The sequence below is a fragment of the Microbacterium resistens genome (genome assembly GCF_021172025.1).
GTDB lineage: Bacteria > Actinomycetota > Actinomycetes > Actinomycetales > Microbacteriaceae > Microbacterium > Microbacterium resistens.
Genome location: NZ_CP082781.1, coordinates 2,227,153 through 2,246,220, shown reverse-complemented (window position 1 = coordinate 2,246,220; position 19,068 = coordinate 2,227,153). Strand labels below are relative to the sequence as shown.

Below are 19,068 nucleotides of genomic sequence, written 5' to 3'. Positions count from 1 at the left end.
CGACCGCGATGACCGTGCCGGTGGTCGTCGTGACGGGGAGGTACGAGCGTGCGTGCGCGTTGCCGCCGGGGCCGGAAGCGCAACTCGGAGCCGGCAGCGATCGGGCCGAACGCCTCGATGAATCGGATCACCACGATGTCGTCGTCGATGGGCTCCACCAGACCGTATGCGCTCTGCCGTTGCACGCCGAACAGCTCCTCGGTGTACGCCCACCAGGGGCCGCGCTGTTCACCGACCTCGCCGACGCAGTAGGACGCGTAGACGGTCGCGCCTCGGTCTGCGAGGTCGCCGAGCTGTCGCCATGTCGGACCGCAGAGCTGCTTCACGGAGGGGATCAGGTACAGCAGGGCGCCGTGTGCGATCCCGCCGTCCTCGGCTTCGCGGATCACGGCGACCGGGACGTGTGCGGCATGAGCGGCAACGTACGCCTGCTCGCCGACCAACACGATGGTCTCCCGTTCCCCGACATAGGTGAAGGGGTAGTCGGCGGCCAGGTGGGACGGGAGCACGATCGCGGCGTCGACGTCGTCGCGGCGGAGTCCGGCGACGTCCATCGCCGCGAGATCGGCGGCGAAGCGCTGCAGCTCTCGCAGCGGCGGCTTGGGCTTCCCGCGTGAGTCGGTGATCCCGAAGTGCATCTCGAACGGATGATGGGAATAGGGTCGCTGGGCCACGAGATCGTCGTAGTCGGTGTTGTTCCACGCGATCCAGCCGGTTGCTCCGGCGAGGAGCGTGTTGTAGAGCTGTTGGCGGTAGTAGTGGCCGGCGCCGTCCGGCGAGACGTAGTCGGTGGTGACGCCGAACTCCTCGAGGACGACCGGGCGGGCGCCGACGTGGCAGAGCTCGGTCGCGTAGGCGGCCTTGAGGTTCTGCCGGATCTGGTCGTCCTCCATCCGGTAGACGTGGGGCCCGACGAAATCGCTGCGGTCGGCGAGGTCGGCGAGTGCGAAGCCGTTGTCGTGTCCCGTGGTCTGGATCCCCCATGCGCCATCGCCGACGGAGACCGGTTGTGTGGCGCCCGCCGCTCGGAGTGCGTCGATGAGGATGTCGGCCCAGGCATGCACGATCTCTCGCGGGGCTTCCCCGCCGTAGATCGGGACCTCGTTGCTGAGGAGCCATCCCGAGACCGCCGAGTGGGTGTGAAACCGTGAGGCCAGTTCGCGAACGTACCACGCCTGGCGGCCCAGGAACCAGCTGTCTCGGTAGAGGTCCCGTCCTTCACGCCACGCGGGGTCCCAGTTCTCGCCGGACATGTGCCCGACGATGAACGTCGGCACGGTGTTCATGTCGAGTTCGACATGCGCATCGAGGAAGTCCGCGAAGCGTGCGAGGCACTCCTCGTCGAGGGCGTACGGGGTCGGGTGGAAGTCGGGCCAATAGAAGAACGAGCGCGTCATGCGGACGCCGTGGTCGGCGAGGACGCGCAGTTCGTCCCGGACGAGGGCGGCGTCGTAGCGCACCCACATCCGCGGGCCGCCGGAGCGGGACCAGAAGTTCGCGCCGACCCAGGTCAGGGTGGCGTCGTCATGACGGAGGTGTCGCATCGGGCGGTGCATGGGTCGTCGCTTTCGTGGAGTCTGAGGGCAGGATTGGGTGTTCAATTCTCCGCAGTGGCGCGGAGCAGCAGCGCTTGCTCAGGACGGAGCACCGGGAGGGGAAGGCCGATCTCGGCCAGGAACCGGCCGGTCATGGCGGTCCGTGGCCACCACGCCGGCGGGACCGCTTGCGCGAAGGGCTCGTCCACGTCCTCGGGAAGGTCCTCGGTCGATGGCATGACCGCGTCGACCCGGTACCGGCGTTCCGGGTCCAGGCCGGGGAAGGGGATTCTTCCGGGGGACTCGGCGACCAGTGAGCCGAGGGCTGCTGCCGAGAACAGCGCCGCGGAACCATCCGTCGCAACCACGCCGTGGACGGCCAGGTTCTCATCGTGCGTGTCGGCGTTCACGATCTGACCCGTGTGCAGCAGGTCCCGGTGCTGCCGGTACAGCGCGATCGCTCGGCGGAGGACGGCGAGGTCCCGCGTCGTCGCTCCCCGAAGGTCCCATTCGACGCCGAAGTGCCCGAAGAGGGCGGTGATGGCTCGGAAGGTGATGTCGTGGTGCCTGCCCGTGGAATGGGAGCGGGTCGGGCCCACGTGAGTGCCGACGAGCTCGGGCGGCACGATCGACTGGACCCACCGTTGGATCGTCTGCCGTTCCAGGGCATCGTTCGTGTCGGACGGCCACACGCGATCGGTCCGGGCGAGGATGCCGAGGTCGATGCGCCCGCCGCCGGAGGAACAGGACTCGATCTCGACCCCCGGGTGGGCCTCCCGGAGAGCGTCGATCAGCCGATACGCCGCAAGAGTCTGCTCGTGGGAGGATGGCCTGCCCGCAGAGCCGAGCTCGCCCGCATCACGGTTCTGATCCCACTTCAGGTAGGCGATGTCGTATTGGGAAAGCAGCCCGTCGAGACGGTCGAAGACATGTTGCCAGGCGGCGGGCTGGACCAGGTCCAGAACCTGCTGATGCCGCCACGGCGCGGGGAGCCGTCCGCCGGCTCCGAGCGTCTCCGGTGTCGGTCGCGCTATCCACTCCGGGTGGGCGCGGGCCAGGTCGGAATCGAGGCTGATCATCTCGGGTTCGACCCAGAGTCCGAACTCCATGCCGTGCTGGTGGACGGCGTCGATGAGCGGGGTGAGACCGTCCGGCCAGACGTCAGGGTCCACCTCCCAGTCGCCGAGCCCGCCGCGGTCGTCGCGGCGTCCGCGGAACCATCCGTCGTCGAGCACGAAGCGTTCCACGCCGATATCGGCGGCGAGCCGGGCGAGATCCCGAAGTGGGCCGAGACGATGGTCGAAGTACACCGCCTCCCAGGTGTTCAGTGTCACCGGGCGGATACGACGGGGGTGCTCAGGGCGTCCGCGAAACCAGCGGTGGAAGACCGACGTGATCCCGTCCACCCCTGTCTCCGAGAAGGCGGCGTAGAGGGGCGGCGTCCGGTAGGACTCTCCGGGCCGGAGGACGAGCTCCGACGCGCCGAGGAGCTCCGCGGCGCCGATCGTCCGCGTGTTGCTCACCGCTTCCACGACATGCTCCCGATTGCCGGACCAAGCGAGGTGCGCGGCCCACACCCGTCCCGCGCGGTTCGTGAAGGCAGACGTGCCGACGGCGAAAAGGAGTGGCGCGTCGTGCCCGGTGCGTCCGTGACGGCCGGACCGGACCCAGGCTCCGTCCCGCAGAGCGTGGCGTCGTGGCTGGGTCTCCCGGCACCAGCGGCCGGACAAGTCGAGGATCTCCGTCGCCTCGGGCGGAAGCGGCAGCGCGAGGCCGAGCTGGTCGAGGGTGTACTCGTCCGTGCCGGTATTGCACAGCTCGTGGGTCACGCGCAGCATGCCGTGCTCGTCGAGGAGGATGTCGGTGTGCACCTCGATCCCCGCGCGCGGATCGGTCTGCGTCACTCGGACGCGGTCGGCTCCGGGGGTCACGTCCTGGGCCCGGAGGGCCGGAGAGAAGGCGAGCCCGCGACGGCTTCCGCGTAGTCCGCCCCGTCCCAGCCAACCGGAGGAGGCCTGCGGGATCAGCCCGACGACGACGGGGGTGTCCTGGGCCGACCCGGGGACGGGCGGCCTCAGCGCGTCGAGTGCGGGGAGCTCATCACCGAGATCCGCGCCCCAGTGGATGATCTCCGCCTCCCCGGACTCGAAGCCGAGGAGCAGGCTGACGCCACGCGATCGCAGATGGACGGGAGGGTGCATGGTGTTCCTTGTCGGTGAGGAGGGGCGGGAACGGAGCGTCGTTCCCGCCCGTCGAGCGCTCAGGTCGGACCGAGCTACGGGAAGATCGCGTTGACGTGATCGTTCGCCGCGGTGAGACTGTCGACGTCCGCTTCTCCGGCGAGTACGGCATCCATCGCGGGGAGCATGATCGCGTCGATCTTCGCGGCGTTCTCCGTGATCGGGAAGAGGAAGGTGGTCCCGTCGGTCACGTGCGTCGTGAAGGCCGAGATGTCGATTCCCTTTTCGGCGAACGACGCCTCGGCCTTCTGCGTCGACGTCGTGATCGCCGGGAAAACGACTGCGGCGTCTGCCACGACATCCTGACAGGCTGACGACGCGAGGTACGAGACCCACGCCTTCGCCTCGTCCGGATGCTTCGTCCCCGACCAGATCGAGTCCGCGAGACCGTTGAACATGGACGCGCGCTCGCCGTCGGGACCGACTGGGGTGGGTGCGATGCCGAGGTCGAGGCCGTCATACCCGCTGTATTGACCGATCATCCACGACCCGTGCGAGTTGATCGCCGCCTTGCCCGCGGCGAAGGTGTCTGCGACGGCGGTTCCGACCGTGGTCTCGAGAGCCGGCATGTAGCCCTTGTCCACCAGCCCGGCCCACCATGCGATCGTGTCCTGGAACTTCGGGTCGTCATAGTTGTAACTGGTGCCCCACGGGTTCGTATCGGTGTGCGTCCAGCCGGTCGTCCCGGTCAGATAGGACCATTCGGTCTGGCCCATCCCGCCACCAGATCCGGCGAGACCCAGTCCGTAGACGGCGACGTTTCCTTTGTCGAATCCGGCTTCGTCGCCTCGGACGCCGTTCTCGTCCACCGTGAGGTGGGCGATGACGTCCTCGTAGGTCCCGCCGTCATCGGGGTTCCAAGTCAGCGCCGACATCTGTTCGTCGGAGATCCCTGCCTTCGCGGTCAAATCCTTGTTGTAGAAGAGGGCGACGGTGTCCCAGTCCTTTGGCAGACCGTAGCGCTTGTCGTCCTGGCCAACCCAGAGGTCAGCCAGGCCCTTGTTATAGATGGACAGATCGGCATCCAGATCGTCGAGGGGGAGGAGCTGCTTGGTCTTGATGAAGTCCGGGTACTTCGCGAGGTGGTCCGTGAACACGTCCGGTGCGTTTCCCGCAGCCATGCCATTGGTCAGGGTCGTCCAGTAGTCATCCCACCCTGACTGCGTGATGGTCACGGTGATGTCCGGGTTCTCGGATTGGAACTCGTCTGCACATTGCTGATAAGCGGGGAGTTGGTTGGCGTCCCAGAGCCAGTAGTTGATCTCCACCTTCCCGTTCGTGCGATCTCCTCCCGAACCGGAAGCGTCCGCTCCGCATCCGGAGAGCACGAGAGCTGCGCCGGCGGCGACGACCATGGCGCCGAGTGCTGTGGCTTTCATTGTGGTTCCTTTCGTATAGGGCTACTTGGTACCGGTGAACCGGATGGAGTTCACGATGCGTCTGCCGAAGACGGCGAACAGAACGATGACGGGTAGCGCGGATACCAGCGTGGCTGCCATCAGGCCGGACCAGTCCGGAGCGCCCTGCGGGGTCTGGGACTTGAACACGCCCAGCCCGACGGTGAGTACACGGGTCTCCTCACCGGAGACCAGCAACGGCCAGAAGTACTCGTTCCACTGACTCATGAAGGTGAGCAAGGCAAGCGTGGCGAGCGGGGCGGCAGCGTTCGGGAGGATGATCTGGAAGAAGACGCGAACGTGTCCTGCACCGTCGATCATCGCCGCTTCCTCGACCTCTCGCGGCATGCTCAAGAAGAACTGCCGGAGGAAGAAGAGGGCGAACGGCGTCATGAAAAGGTAGGGCAGGACGAGTCCGAGCATGGTGTTCAGCAGTCCGAGGTTGCGCACCAGTAGGAAGTTGGGCAGTGCGGTGAAGATCGGCGGGACGAGGACGCTGCCGAGGAAGACAGCGAAGACCGCGTCGCGCAGCTTCCATCGCAGCCGAGCGAAGGCGTACGCGGCCATCGCGCTGAAGAAAACAGTGGATGCGGTGGTCACCGTCGCGAAGACTGCCGAGTTGACGAGGTAGTTCCAGAAGCTGATCGACGCCCCGGAGCCTCCTTCTGCGAGCGCCTGCTCCGGAGACTGAAGCCCGAAGACCCGCGCGAACGCTCCGAGCGAGAAGCCGGCGGGCAGCGGATCGGCGGCGTGTGACGCGAGCGCGCCATTGGTGGACAGAGCGGTTCGCAGCACCCAGAAGAAGGGAAGGATGCTGACTCCGATGGCGAGGACGAGCAGGATCCACGGAGGCACGAGGCTCCAGCGGAAACGTCGCCCTTTACGGGTCGAGGTGATGGTCGCCGTGTTGGTCATTCCCGCTCCTCAGGCCAGGTCCGATTCGTTCGCCCTCAGGAGCTTCATCTGGATGAAGGCGGAGAGGGCGAGGAGAGCGAACAGGACGACGGCGGCCGCGGAGGCGAAACCGAATTCCTGCTGGGCGAAAGCGTGTTCGTAGATGTAGTACTGCAAGACCCGCGTCGCGTTGATCGGGCCGCCTGCCGTGGTGACGGCCACCGTGTCGAAGACCTGGAACGATCCGGTGACGGTCAGCACGAGGACGAGTGCGAGGACCGGGCGAAGCAGCGGGAGCATGATCCTGAAGAAGATCCGGACCGGTCCGGCCCCGTCGATGCGAGCGGCTTCGTACACATCGTCGGGTATCGCCTGCAGACCGGCGAAGATCAACAGGGAGACGTACCCCACGTGCCGCCAGGTGTTGATGAGCGCCTGCGTCGGGATCGCCCACTCTTGGCTGCCGAAGAACGCCACACGGGGTAGGCCCAGTCCGTCGATGATCTGATTGACGAATCCGATGTTGTAGTCGAGGAGCCAGAACCACAGCAGCGCCGCGATGACGTTCGCCATGAGGTAGGGCATCAGGAGCAGCCCCCGGACGAATGTCGACGTGGCGACCTTGTGCATGAGGACGGCGAGGCCGAGGGCGATGGCAGTCTGCACGACGATGTTGATGGCGACGTACTGGATCGTCACAACGACGGCGTTCCAGAAGAGCGGGTCGCGCGCGAGCACCTCGTAGTTCCGCGTTCCCACCCAGGTCGCATCGCCGAGGACGCTGTACTCGGTGAAGCTCAGATAGAGCCCTCGGGCGGTGGGGAGGAGGAAGAACAGAGCCATGCCGATCGCTGCCGGCAGGAGGAAGACCAGAGCGACCCGGAGATCACTGCGTCCCCGATGGCGAGGAGGGCCGCCGTCCGACCTCGCGGCTGCCTCTCCGACGACGAGCGTCGTGGTGGTCATCTCGCTCCCTTTCTCGGTGCTTGGAGAGCAAGTTACTCGTGTCACCGATTAAATAGCAAGAGATTTCCTTGCTGTGCCATCACCATCCGGTATGTCGGTAACTGGTGTCACCACTGCTGTCGGTGGGCGAGGAGCGTAGGATGAGCGGATGGGAGAGAGGGCGAAGCCCGTCGCGTCCACGGTGACACGGGATGACGTGGCTCGGCTTGCCGGGGTCAGCCCCGCGGTCGTCAGCTACGTGGTGAACGGGACCAAGCGTTTGACGCCGGAGACCACGGCGAGGGTCAACGATGCGATCGCCAAACTCGGCTACCGGCCGAACAGGGCGGCGCGATCCCTCCGGCTGGGATCCTCGGAGACGTTGGGCATCGTGCTGCCCGACACCTCGAACGCGTTCTTCATGATGCTCAGCCAGGCAGTCGAGCTCGCGGCTGCGGATCGCGGTCATGGTCTCCTGGTGGTCAACTCCGATGGGACCAGGGCGGGAGAAGCGGCGCGGCTGGACCGGTTGGCGGCGCGCGGGGTGGACGGGCTGATCCTGTGCAGCTCGGTGGCCTTCCCGGATGTCAAGGCGTTCGGGTCGAGGCCGCTCCTCCTCCTCAATCAGTATGAGCGGGTCCACGGGGTCCATACGGTCGGCGTCGATCTCCTCCTCGGGGCCAAGCTCGCCGTCGAGCACCTCGCCGACCATGGGCACCGCCGAATCGGCCTCCTCGCCGGCGAGACCTCCGAGGGGGATCCCGACGCGCGAGAGACCGGATGGGTCGAGGCGGTCTCGGAGCACGGTCTGCAGCGCGGTCCTGTGGCTCGCGAAAGGTTCAGCGCGGCAGGGGGTTACCTGGCTGCGCAACGTCTCATCGAGGACGGCGCCCTTCCCTCTGCCTTCTTCGTCGCCTCCGACCAGATGGCGCTAGGGATGCTGCGCGCATTCCACGAGCACGGGATTCGCGTGCCGGAGGACATCGCGATTGTGTCCTTCGACAACGTGCCCGACTCCGCGTACAGCTGGCCGCCGCTGGCAACCATCGCGCAACCTCTCGCCGCGATGGGGAGCGCCGCTGTGGACGCGCTCCTGAGCGGCGAAGAGCCCCGGCGCCGGCTCTTCGTGCCCTCCCTCGTCCGCCGCGTCTCGTGCGGTTGCCCGCCTGGTGAGGGGGATGGAGCGCCCGCTCACGGATGAGGGCCGGAGCAGCCCCGTCTGCCGCGCTCCGGTCCAGGCCGGGTCGTGACTCACGCGGACCGGCCCTCGGGATCGGCGAGGTGGATGCCGAGGTCGGTCCGGCCGGGGTGGATGTCGTCTCGCAGCGCTCGCGTCCCCCGGTACTCGCCGTCGCGGAGCCGCCGGAAGGGGCGTCCGGGCTCGTCGTCGAGGTGCTGCAACCGGTCGGTGAGACGGCGGATCTCCCGCTCGAGTCCGTCGGTGCCGAGTCTGTCGGCGTCGTGCACGACGTGCAGTGCGAGCGACTCGACCCCCACGTACCAGAGCGCGCCGTGCGTCAGCGGGAACAGCAGAGAGTCCAGGTCGCCGCTGATGCCGCGCGGTCCGATCGAGCGCTCGTCCTCGCCCGCGGTCACGATGATGAGGGCGCGTCGCCCGGCCAGGCCGCCGTCACCGTAGCGGCGGGGGATGCCGAGCTCCGGATCGGCGTCGCCGTACGCGAAGCCGTTGGCGAGGACGCGGTCGAGCCAGCCCTTCATGATCGCCGGAACGCCGTACCACCAGAGCGGGAACTGCAGCACGAGCAGCTCGGCGGCGGCGAGCTTGGCCTGCTCGGCCTGCACGTCCGCCGGGAGCAGACCCTTCGCGTACGCCAGGCCCTGCAGCTCGACGACGTTGCCCGGGCGCCCGTCCTCGACGGCGAGGTCGCGATCGGAGAGGACGGGGTCGAATCCCTGCGCGTACAGGTCGGAGGTCGCGACCTCGTAGCGGTGGGAGAGGGCCTCGGTGCCGGCGTCGAACAGTCGGCGATTGAACGACGTGCCCCGAGGGTGCGCGAGAACCCAGAGCGCGTGTCCCGGGCGCGGAGGGTGGTGGATCGTCATGGGAGTCCTCTCGATCGGTGTTCCGTCTGTGGGGTTCTGTCTGTCGGGTTCTGTGGGCCGCGAGTGGTCTGTTGCGGGCCGGGTCCGCGCCCTGCGTTCAGCCGCCGGCGACGGTGACGATGATCCGCGCCAGGGCTCGCCGAGCGCGACCCTCATCCAGCTCGCCGGCGAGCGAGGCGCGGGAGAGTGCGTCCGCGGCCCCGGCCACGGCGTGAAGCCCCGCGCTGTCGACGGGCGTCCGGGCGACCGGCGCCAGCGCTGAGCGGCACTTGGCGAGATACGCGTCGGTGGCGTCCCGGCGGAGCCGCTCAAGGGTGGGCGAGCCGGTGAGGGCGGAGAGGACGTCGGCCAGTTCACGCCCCTCGGCTCTTGCGCAGTCGAGGTACGCGCCGGCCATGAGATCCGCGACGGCGTCCAGGTCCGGCTCGACCTGGGCGAGTGCCGCATCGAGGGCGGCATGCTGACGGGCGTCGAACTCCCGGTACAGCTCGGCCAGCACCCCCGAGCGGTCCCCGAAGTGGTCGTAGACGAGGGGCTTGGCGACCCCCGCCCGCTCGGCGAGACGGCCGAGCGTGAGCCGGTCCGTCCCCTCCTCGCGGATCAGATCGCGCGCCGCGGCGAGCAGCTGGGCGCGACGCTGCGCCTTCGGCAGCCGCCGCGGGAGAGGCGGCGTCTCGTGTGGGGACACTGCTCCTCCGTTCGGGGCGAGACGTGACGGTCGCACGTAACTTACCATTCGTAGCTTACTCTTGGTAACCTCGGGCTGCGTGGCAAGGGCCGCGCTCAGGAGGGAGGCCCGTCGTCGTGTCCGAGTCGATCCGTGCGCTCGACGCCGCCAAGGCCGTCTGCGCGGGCCTGGGTCTGCCGGTCGCGCAGGTGTTGATCCTGCAGGAGGCGAACCGGCTCACGCTGCGGCTGCGCCCGGCCGACATCGTCGCCCGGGTCGGACGGGGCGAGCATGCTGCCGCCCGTCTCGAAGTCGAGCTCGCGCAGGCGCTGGCCGACGCCGGGTGCCCGGTGGGGCGCGTGGACCCCCGCGCGGACCCGCGCGTCTACGTGCAGGACGGGTTCGCCGTGACGTTGTGGGAGCCTCTGGACCGGGTGGCATCGGCGGCGACGGCACGCGAGTACGCGGACGCCCTCGTGCGGCTCCACGCGGGCATGCGGACCGTCGCGACATCGGTCCCGCGGTTCACCGCGCGGGTCGCCGCCGCCCTCGACGTCGTCGGGAGCCCGGCCCTGTCGCCGGAGCTCGGCGACGGGGATCGGGAGTTCCTGCGCGGTCGCCTGATCCACCTCGGACGAGCGATCCACGATCGCGGCACCGAGCAGCTGCTTCACGGCGAGCCGCACCCGGGGAACGTGATCGCCACCGCCGCGGGAGCCCGGTTCATCGATCTCGAGACCGTCTGCCGGGGTCCGGTCGAGTTCGATGTCGCGCACGTCCCGGCGGAGGTCGCCGAGCTCTACCCCGGCCTCGACCGCAGCCTGCGTGATGATTGCCGGGAGCTCGTCCTGGCGATGGTGGCGGCGTGGCGCTGGGAGAGGGGTGACCGGTTCCCGAACGGTCCGCAGGTCAGGCAGGAACTCATGGACGTGCTTCGGTCGGGGGCGCCCTGGCCGACGCTCGACGCGTTGCGCAGCGCGGAGTGAAGGCCCCGTCATCCGCGGCGGTCAGACGAACTGGACGCGGGGTGTGGGGTGGTCGGTGTGGGTTCGTCCGGTGGGGTCGGTCCAGATGAGGGTGCCGTCGGGGCTCTGTGTCGCGGACCATCTCCACCGGTCGTCGTGGTGGGGGTGTTTGAGGGCGTGGTGCCCGGCGCAGAGGCAGGCGAGGTTGGTGATGTCTGTGGGCCCGCCGCGGGCGTGGTCGTGGGTGTGGTCGGTCTGTGTGCGGCGGGCGGGCATGCGGCATCCGGGAAATCGGCAGTGTTGGTCGCGGGCGCGGAGGTGGCGTCGCATGCGTTCGGTGGGGGTGTAGGAGTCGGTGCGGGTGAGCATCCCGGTCGGGTCGAGGAAGAGGCGGTCCCATCGCTCGGCGTCGGCGGCCAGCGTGCGGACGAGGGCGGGGTCGGCGGGGCCGTGACCGTCGTGTTCGGCGGGCCGGTCGTCGTCGCCGTGGAGGGTGGTCGCGGCGATGGTGACCTGGACGGTTCCGCGGATCGCCTGGGTGCCGGTCTCGGTGAGGGTGTCGGTGGTGGCGGCGAGGAGGAGGTCGGCGGCGATGTCGGCGCGGATCTGGTCGAGCGTGCGGTCGTCGGTGAGGGGTTCGTCGAGGTCGGCGACGAGGTGTTCGAATCCGGTGAGCTCTTCCCATTCCGCGGGCGTCGGCGGCGTGGTCCCGTCGGGGCCCTGGGCGCCGTCAGTACCCTGGGGGCTGTCGGGGCCTGGGAGACTGTCGAAGGCTCCGCAGTCTTCGGCGGCGCGGAGCATGCGGATCTGTCGCCCGATGCCGGTGAGGCGGTCGTGCACGGCGTGCGCGATCGGGGAGGGGAGGAGTAGGGAGAGCCAGCTCATGCCGTCGTCGGCGTCCGTGACGGTGACGCGTCGCCCGGCGCGGGCGCGGGTGAGGCGTTCGGTGATCGTCCGGGGCGACACGGATGCGGCGACGGAGCGGGCGAACGCCTCGGTGCGTGCCGGTGTCTCCGCGGCGGCGTACGGGATGACCTGTTCCTCGTAAGCGGCGTGCGCGGCGTGGTCGTGGAGGTCCAGGGCCTGTGCGGCCTGCACGATCGCGGACGCGTGCCGGGCGCTGATCCGGCCCTGGGCGAGAGCGGACATCGTCGCGGGAAACCGGTCCCGAAGCGCCCACCCGGTGCCGAGTGCCTTCGCCGCCGCCGTCCGGGACAGGTGCAGCGCGGCGGAGATCTCCGCGAACATCGACCGTTCCGCCTGCTCGAACCCGGCACTCCCCGCCGGCACCTCGCGCAGCAGCAACTCGACGCGCTCGCCCAGCAGTACCGCCTTCTCCGCCTCCCGGACCGCGATCTCCGCATCCAGCGCACGGCACCGCTCCACGATCTCCCGGCTCCGGAGGAGGTATGCGTCCTGGACTCCCGACATGACCCCAGCCTAGTACATATGTTCGAAACCCGCCAAGGGTCTGTGGGCAACCCGCCGTCAGAGCGCGACCCCTCCGCCGACCCGTGGCCGTGCCGTCGGACGGCGTGATCCGCGCCGATCGCGGTTGCGCTCAGGCCTTGTTGTCCGCGAGGAGCAACGTGCCGCCGAGGCCGATCATCATGCCGCCCCCGGTCGCACGCACGGCTGCGAGGCGGCGCGGCGACCGGGCGAACCACGCCCGCGCGGTCCCGGCGGCGAGGGCCCAGGCCCCGTCGCACACGAACGCGATGACGGTGAAGACCAGGCCGAGGACCAGCATCTGGACGGGCACCGCGCCTGCGGAGAAATCGACGAACTGGGGGAGAGCGGCGACGAAGAACACGATCGTCTTCGGGTTGGACGCGCCGACGATGAATCCCTGACGGAGCACGGTGGTCGTCGATGCGCGCCGCGGAGCCTCCGCGGCGGTCGCCGCCATCCCGTCCTTCCGGTGCCGGATCGCCTGCACTCCGAGGTATGCGAGGTACGCCGCGCCGGCGATCTTCACGACCGTGAACAGGGCCACCGACTGGGCGACGATCGAGCCCACGCCGAAGGCGACGGCGGCGATGGGGATCAGGCCGCCGAGCTCGTTTCCCACCACGCTCCACAGACCGCCACGGCGACCGAGCGAGAGGGAGCGCCCGATCACGAACAGGACGCTCGGACCCGGGATCGCGATGAGGATCAGCGACGCGACCGCGAAGGCGAGGAGGGCTTCGATCGACGGCACGGCGTCACCCTACTCCCCGCGGGACCGCGCGCACCAGGCTGCGTCGCCCCCACCCGCGAGGCGCGGCCCCGCCCCGCGCGCGTCGGGAAGGGGTGCGCGTCCTCGGTAGGCTCGAACGTGTGACGAACACGCGTGCCGAAGCGGCCTACCTCCGCTCTCTCGCCGCGTTCCGCACCCCCACGCTGGATCTGCTGCACGGCCGGTTCGCCCCGTTCGTCGTGGCGGCGCTGTCGGTGCTCTTCACCGCCGATCGACCCGCGGTGGCCGTCGCCGACGCCCACGCCGAGGTCGCCGAGATCCTGGACGAGCTGCGCGCGGCCGGCTATGACGACGACGACCGGCGGCTCCCCGGCGGCAGCGGACGCGAGGTCTGCCGCACCTGGACGCGCGTGGGTTGGCTCGTCCGCCAGATCGACGACGACGTCGAGGTCTATCGCCTCTCCGCGCACGCGGTGGAGGCGCTGGAGATCGCCGGACGCACCGGCGGGGGACGCACGCGCGTCTCGAACTCCCGCGTCCGCACCCTGTTGGAGGCCGTCGAGCACCTCGCCGACAACGCGGAGGCCGATCCGGCCCGACGCCTCGCCCGGCTGCTCGAGGAGCGGGACCTGCTCGACGCGGAGATCGCGCGCGCCCGCGACGGCGAGATCGACCCGTTCGACGACGAGGAGCTGCTGGAAGAGGCGGAGAACGTGCTGCACCTGGCACGGGAGCTGCCGGCCGACTTCACACGGGTGGCGGAGTCACTCAAGGCCATGCAGCGCGACGTGGTCGCGCATCTCCGCCGGGACGAGCGGCCGACCGGCGAGGTCCTGCGCGAGTACCTTCAGCGTGCGCAGGACGTGATGCAGTCGACCCCGGAGGGACGCGCCTTCGCCGGCGCCCTGCGCCTGATCGGGGATCCGGACCGGATCGATGCGCTCACCGAGCAGCTGCACTCCGTGCTCCGCCAGCCCTTCGCGCGGATGCTGGACGGCACGCAGCGCGCCGAGCTCGACGCCATCGGCCGGCGGGTCGAGGTCGGCGTGGAGGAGGTGCTCGCCGCCCAGCGGCGGGCGTCTCACGTCATCACCGGTCAGGTGAAGACCCACGATCCGCTGCGCGACCGGCAGATCGACGACCTGCTCCGGGACGTGCTCTCCGGCCTGCACGCCTGGACCGACGAGACGGGCGGCACCGCCGCGGTCAACGCCAGCGTGGACCCGGTGCGCAGCATGCCGCTCGTCGACCTCGGCCATCTGCGTCAGACGGTCAGCGACATCCGCCCGGCCGGCACGCCGGCCCCGCTGGTGGGCGCGGACGACGTCGAGTTCGTCGACAACGACACCCGCGCCTGGGGCGGACCGCGCTACGACGAGCTGGAGGCGTATCTGGCCGGTCTCGGTCCGGAGTTCGACCTCGGCGAGGCGTTCGCGGGAGCCGCGGACGAGACCCGGCGCCCGGTCGACCTCGTCGGCCTGCTCGAGATCGCCCACCGCAACGGCATGACCGAGGCGGATCGGATCTCCACGGTCGAGGCGCGGCGGCCCGACGGCACCACGCGGCGGTTCGCGTTCGGCGCCATCACGGCGAGGACGACCAGAGCACAAGAGAAGGAAGACGCGATTGACTGACGACGTGCCCGAGACCGCTGCGCCTCAGGACGATCCGTTCATCGCCCCCGTCGCGATGGAGGACGACGCGGACGAGCTGTTCCCCGGCGATCGGGGAACCCTGGATCCGGAGGTCCGGCGAGTGCTCGTCCATCTCCTGCAGCGGCGGTTCGTGGCCGCGGATCGCAACCGCCGCGACTGGACGTTGCTGCTCGATCACCAGCAGGTCATCGAGTCCCGCCTGAACGACCTCTACCTCCGGCTCGTGATCGACCACGGCCGCGGGTACGCGTACAAGCAGCAGCTGCGCTCCGACGAGATCGACATGCCGGTCCTGCTGAAGGACGCCCCCTACTCCCGTGCCGAGACCCTGGTGCTCGTGCATCTGCGCACCGTCTACCAGCGCGAATCGGCGCTCGGGGAGGCCGCGCCCCGCATCGACATCGAGGACGTCGAGCAGACGGTGCTCAGCTACTTCGCCGACGTGGACGGCAGCACCGCGCGCCAGCAGAAGGCGATCCGCAGCGCCATGGACCGCCTCGACCGCGAGGGGATCATCGACGAGGAGACGGACGGACGCTACCGGATCAGCTCCCTCGTCGAGGTCGTCCTCAGCGCCGAGACCCTGAGGGAGCTGCGGGACTGGCTGCGCGCGCAGCAGGCGCCGCACGACCGCGCCGACGGCGACGCCGGATCGGATGACGAGGAGGACCGGCCCGAACAGGGGGCCGCAGTCCGCGAGGAGGCCGCGGTCCGAGAGGACGACGCGGCGGAGGTGCCCGTACCGTGACGATGGTGGAGACGCTCTTCGGGCTCATCCCGGCCGGGTCCCGCGGCCAGCAGTGGGTGGCCGAGGACCTGCAGCTGATCAACTGGGGAGGCTACGACGCCGGACCGCACGTGGTGCGGTTCTCGCCGGACGCGACCCTGCTGTGCGGCGGGTCCGGTTCGGGGAAGTCGACGCTCATGGACGCGTACATCGCGCTCATGATGCCCCACACGACGCCGTTCAACGGCGCGTCGAACGGCGGCGTCACCGGGCGCCCGCGCGGCGACGAGCAGCGGAACATCCTCTCCTACGGCCGCGGCAAGATCGACGAATCCCGCACCGACGAGGGCACCAAGCTCCGGGTCCTGCGCGGCGACGGCGAGGACACCTGGAGCGCGGTCGCGATGACCTGGCTCGACCACGACGGATCCCGGTTCACGGCCGTGCGCGCCTGGTACATCCCGGCGGGCGCGCGGGTGCTGGAGGACACCGTGCGGGTCCGGGCGACGGTCGACGCCGCTTTCGACCTCGGGCGCCTCGAGGCCGCGGCGGCACAGCGGCTCTCCGACGCGGCGGTGCGCGCGACGGGACTGGAGACGCTCGGGACCGACCGGGAGTTCTCCGCACGCCTGCACGCCGTGCTGGGCATCGGGACGGCGGGGGCGGGCGCGAAGGCCGTCAGCCTGCTCGCACGCATCCAGGCCGGACAGCAGATCACGACCGTCGACGACCTGTACAAGAGGCTCGTCCTGGAGGAGCCGGAGACGATGGCGACGGCGGACGCCGTGGTCGCCCACTTCGACGAGCTGGAGAGCACGCGGATCAGCATGCTGACCGCTCGCCAGCAGGTGAGCGCTCTCGAGCCGATCCGCGGCATCCGCGACCGGATGACGGCGTCGAGCGAACGCGTCCGCCTCATCGACGAGCTCGGCTCGTTCACCGAGGCGGCGTCGAGCGCCGCGCTGTGGCGGGCCGAGCGTCGCCTGGACCTGCTGCGCGAAGTGGAGACCGAGCTGCGCGACCGCACCCACGCGCTGGAGCTCGCGCTGCGGGAGAAGCAGGCCCTCGCCGACGCCGCGGAGGCGGAGCGCGAGGGGCTTCTGGAGGTCCTGCGCCAGTCCGGCGGCGACCGGCTGGAGACCGCCCAGCGTGAGCTGCGCGGCGTCCAACGGCGGCTGGAGGAAGTCCGGCGCGAGCGCGACCGCGTGGGCGCGGTCCTGCGCGAGCTCGGCGAGGAGGTGACCACGGCCGACGCGTTCGACGCGCTGCTCGCCCGCGCACGGACCGCGTCGACGGGCGGCGACACGGGCCGGTCCGCCCGCGCCGCCTTCGCGGAGGCCGAGGCGGAGCGACGCGCGATCGACCGGGAACGTGCGCGCCTGCGGGACGAGCGGGACCGGAGCGCACGCAGCGCGGGCAGCATCCCCATGCGGCTGGACGAGGCGCGCGCCGCGCTCGCCGAGGCGGCGGGACTCACTCCGGACGACCTGCCCTTCGTGGGCGAGCTCGTCGAGGTGCGCACCGAGTACGAGCCGTGGCGGGACGCCTTCAACCTCGCCCTCGGCGGATTCGCGCGCACGCTGCTCATCGACGTCGAGAACCTGCCGCGGTTCCGCGCGGCGATCGAGTCCGTGCGGATCCCGGATCGGTTGAACTACGAGGGCGTGCACGTCGGGATCGGCACGCAGGTCTCCGCCGACCCGACGACGCTGCCCGGGCGCCTCGACTACCGCGACACGCCCTTCACCGGCTGGGTGCAGCAGCATCTTCGGGAGCGCTTCGACTTCGTGTGCGTGGACTCGTCGGCGCAGCTCGCGGAGCACCCGAAGGCGCTGACGATCACCGGGCAGGTCTCCCGCGGGCAGCGGGGCGCCCACGGGGGTCATGGCCGGGACAACGTGCTGGGCTTCTCGAACGAGCGCCGGCTTCGTGATCTCGACGAGCGTCTCGCCGAGCTGGACACCCGATACCGGAGCGCCGAGACCGCGGCGCGCGAGGCCGAGTCCGCCCTGGACGACGCCGTCGGGCGCCTCCAGTCCTACGCGAAGGTCCAGGACGTGACCTGGGAGCAGATCGACGTCGACGCCGTCGTCGCCGAGCGCGACCGCTGGCTCGCCGTGGAGTCCGAGGTGACCGACGGCAACCCGGAGATCGCGCGTCTGAAGGCCAGGGCCGAGGAGCTCAAGGCCCGTGAGGCCGGCCTGCGGGCCGAGATGGCGCGGTTGCGCGCGGACCTCGACCGGACGCACGCGGAGTGGGGAGAGGTCACCGACGACGTCGACGCCTGCCAGGTCATCGTCGACGCCGCCGAGGCGGAGGAGCGCGCCCTCGATCCCGCGCAGTCGGCGTTCCTCGACGCGCGTTTCCTGCTCGCCGAGGAGGCGGACAAGGCGGCCCCGTCGGAGCGGCTGGCACGTCTTGACCTCGCCCTGCGCTCGGCCGCCCAGCGCCTCGCGGAGGACCGACGCGCGGCGGCGGATGCGCATCAGGAGCAGCGCGAGGCCCTCCGGCGGCTGATGACGGGGTTCCTGGAGCGGTGGCCGGATCTCAACGTGCTGCCGGATCCCGACACGTCGGTCGCGGAGTTCGAGGGGATCCTCGAATCCCTCCGCACGAGCGGATTGCACGAGCTGGAGGCCGAGTGGCGCGACAGCCTGCTGCGCCTGTCCGGCAACGACCTGACGAGTCTCGACTCCACGCTCAGCCGCTCGCTGCGGGAGATCAAGGACCGGATCGACCCGATCAACCGGATCATGCAGGAGCTGCCCTTCTACGACGACGATCACCGGCTCCAGATCGTCCCGCGGGAGAACCAGTCCGAGGCGCGACGACGCTTCCGCAGGGAGCTGCGCGAGGTGCGCGGCCTCATCGAAGCGGCGTCGACGGACGAGCAGCGTCAGCACGCGTACAACCGGATGAGCCGCCTGATCGGCAAGATGCGGCGGACCGCTCCGGACTTCGCCGAGCTCATCGACGTGCGCAACCATGTGCGGGTGAGCGCGGAGCGGATCCACGCCGCCACCGGGGAGCACGTCGCCCTCTACGACCACATCGGGGAGAAGTCGGGCGGGGAGTCGCAGGAGCTCGTGGCGTTCATCGTCGGGTCCGCGCTGCGCTACCAGCTCGGCGACGCGGGAGCCCCGCGTCCGCGCTACGCGCCGGTGTTCATGGACGAGGCGCTGATCAAGGCGGACGCGCACTTCACCAAGCGCGCGATCGGCGCGTGGCGCGGGCTCGGCTTCCAGCTGGTGATCGGCGCGCCGAACGACAAGTACAGTGCGATCGAGCCGCACGTGGACGTGGAGTACACGATCCTGAAGGACACCCGAGGACGCTCCTGGGCCCGGCCGAAGGTGGGGCTCGATCCGGCGGTGAGCTGAGCGAGGTCAGGCCGGTCGCGAGACCTGTCGCGTTCCGGCGCCTTCGGCTGCCCGCGGTTCCGAGGGTCATTCGCGACCGTCGATTGTCTCGGTGACCAGCGAAAAACAGAAACACAGGTATTTCGGTTCCCGTTTCCTGGACGCCTGAAAAAACCCTGAGTATGTTGACCCGAACAGGGGGGACCGGAAGGTTCCGGAGCATCAGACACGACGCGGTGACGCGCTCTTCGGCGTGCCCGTCGTGTAGTCGGCCGAGGGGGTTGATTCATGTTCGGTTTGTCGTCATCGGGTGAGTGGAGTGTCGCTGGCCTGTGGAATCGCATTCGTGCGGCCAGGGGATTCTCGTCCTCCGCCCGGCACGAAGAACCCGACCGATCATCGCCGCGGCCGGACCTTGCGAGGAGCTCGCCAGTCCCG

General features: G+C 69.9%; 14 protein-coding genes and 1 pseudogene. 6 read left to right on the top strand and 9 right to left on the bottom strand.

All coding sequences use genetic code 11. The features are described from left to right. Positions 1–8: 8 nt before the first annotated feature. Positions 9–617 (top strand): hypothetical protein, encoded by a 609-nt coding sequence (locus K8F61_RS10705; protein ID WP_231819004.1) that lies wholly within the window; start codon positions 9–11, stop codon positions 615–617. A 126-nt stretch (positions 618–743) separates the two neighbouring features. Here the strand turns inward: K8F61_RS10705 and K8F61_RS10700 are convergent. The 5 genes and pseudogenes from K8F61_RS10700 to K8F61_RS10680 form a co-directional block, all read right to left on the bottom strand. After that, positions 744–1,397, bottom strand: a pseudogene (locus K8F61_RS10700) (glycoside hydrolase 5 family protein); the annotation flags it as partial. A 200-nt stretch (positions 1,398–1,597) separates the two neighbouring features. Continuing rightward, positions 1,598–3,736 (bottom strand): alpha-galactosidase, encoded by a 2,139-nt coding sequence (locus K8F61_RS10695; RefSeq protein WP_231819003.1) that lies wholly within the window; start codon positions 3,734–3,736, stop codon positions 1,598–1,600. 74 nt (positions 3,737–3,810) lie between these two features. Further along, positions 3,811–5,154 carry an ABC transporter substrate-binding protein gene (locus tag K8F61_RS10690; protein ID WP_231819001.1) on the bottom strand — a complete coding sequence of 448 codons (1,344 nt, stop codon included), beginning with the start codon at positions 5,152–5,154 and terminating at the stop codon, positions 3,811–3,813. A gap of 21 nt (positions 5,155–5,175) precedes the next feature. Further along, positions 5,176–6,087 (bottom strand): carbohydrate ABC transporter permease, encoded by a 912-nt coding sequence (locus K8F61_RS10685; protein WP_231819000.1) that lies wholly within the window; start codon positions 6,085–6,087, stop codon positions 5,176–5,178. 9 nt (positions 6,088–6,096) lie between these two features. Then, a complete protein-coding gene (locus tag K8F61_RS10680; protein WP_231818995.1) occupies positions 6,097–7,032 on the bottom strand; it encodes a carbohydrate ABC transporter permease in 936 nt (311 codons plus the stop codon). A 148-nt stretch (positions 7,033–7,180) separates the two neighbouring features. Here K8F61_RS10680 and K8F61_RS10675 point away from each other — a divergent pair, with 148 nt between their 5' ends. Further along, complete coding sequence (locus K8F61_RS10675; RefSeq protein WP_231818994.1) at positions 7,181–8,212, top strand: LacI family DNA-binding transcriptional regulator; 1,032 nt, start codon at positions 7,181–7,183, stop codon at positions 8,210–8,212. A gap of 50 nt (positions 8,213–8,262) precedes the next feature. Here the strand turns inward: K8F61_RS10675 and K8F61_RS10670 are convergent, their stop codons facing one another. Together K8F61_RS10670 and K8F61_RS10665 are read right to left on the bottom strand one after the other, a co-directional pair. Next, positions 8,263–9,075: an NAD(P)H-dependent oxidoreductase gene (locus K8F61_RS10670; protein WP_231818990.1), complete on the bottom strand. Its 813-nt coding sequence runs from the start codon at positions 9,073–9,075 to the stop codon at positions 8,263–8,265. 97 nt (positions 9,076–9,172) lie between these two features. Next, the gene (locus K8F61_RS10665; protein WP_231818987.1) at positions 9,173–9,763 is read right to left on the bottom strand and encodes a TetR/AcrR family transcriptional regulator; all 591 of its coding nucleotides are present in this window, start codon (positions 9,761–9,763) and stop codon (positions 9,173–9,175) included. Positions 9,764–9,879: 116 nt separating this feature from the next. On the opposite strand from K8F61_RS10665, the gene K8F61_RS10660 reads away from it, so the two are divergent. After that, entirely contained in the window at positions 9,880–10,728 is an 849-nt protein-coding gene (locus tag K8F61_RS10660; protein ID WP_231818986.1) for a phosphotransferase, read from the top strand. 21 nt (positions 10,729–10,749) lie between these two features. Here the strand turns inward: K8F61_RS10660 and K8F61_RS10655 are convergent, their stop codons facing one another. Beyond that, on the bottom strand, positions 10,750–12,138 hold the full coding sequence (locus tag K8F61_RS10655; protein WP_231818984.1) for an HNH endonuclease signature motif containing protein: 1,389 nt from the start codon (positions 12,136–12,138) through the stop codon (positions 10,750–10,752). Positions 12,139–12,268: 130 nt separating this feature from the next. Continuing rightward, a complete protein-coding gene (locus K8F61_RS10650) occupies positions 12,269–12,910 on the bottom strand; it encodes a LysE family translocator (RefSeq protein WP_231818982.1) in 642 nt (213 codons plus the stop codon). A gap of 119 nt (positions 12,911–13,029) precedes the next feature. On the opposite strand from K8F61_RS10650, the gene K8F61_RS10645 reads away from it, so the two are divergent. From K8F61_RS10645 to K8F61_RS10635, 3 genes are read left to right on the top strand one after another with little or no spacing between them, the layout of a single operon-like run. Next, positions 13,030–14,523 carry a DUF3375 domain-containing protein gene (locus tag K8F61_RS10645; RefSeq protein ID WP_231818981.1) on the top strand — a complete coding sequence of 498 codons (1,494 nt, stop codon included), beginning with the start codon at positions 13,030–13,032 and terminating at the stop codon, positions 14,521–14,523. Between the two features lie 4 nt (positions 14,524–14,527). Continuing rightward, complete coding sequence (locus K8F61_RS10640; protein ID WP_418888046.1) at positions 14,528–15,292, top strand: DUF4194 domain-containing protein; 765 nt, start codon at positions 14,528–14,530, stop codon at positions 15,290–15,292. Next, complete coding sequence (locus tag K8F61_RS10635; protein WP_231818980.1) at positions 15,289–18,651, top strand: ATP-binding protein; 3,363 nt, start codon at positions 15,289–15,291, stop codon at positions 18,649–18,651. Before K8F61_RS10640 ends, K8F61_RS10635 begins: the two co-directional genes overlap by 4 nt. The last annotated feature ends 417 nt before the right edge of the window (positions 18,652–19,068 follow it).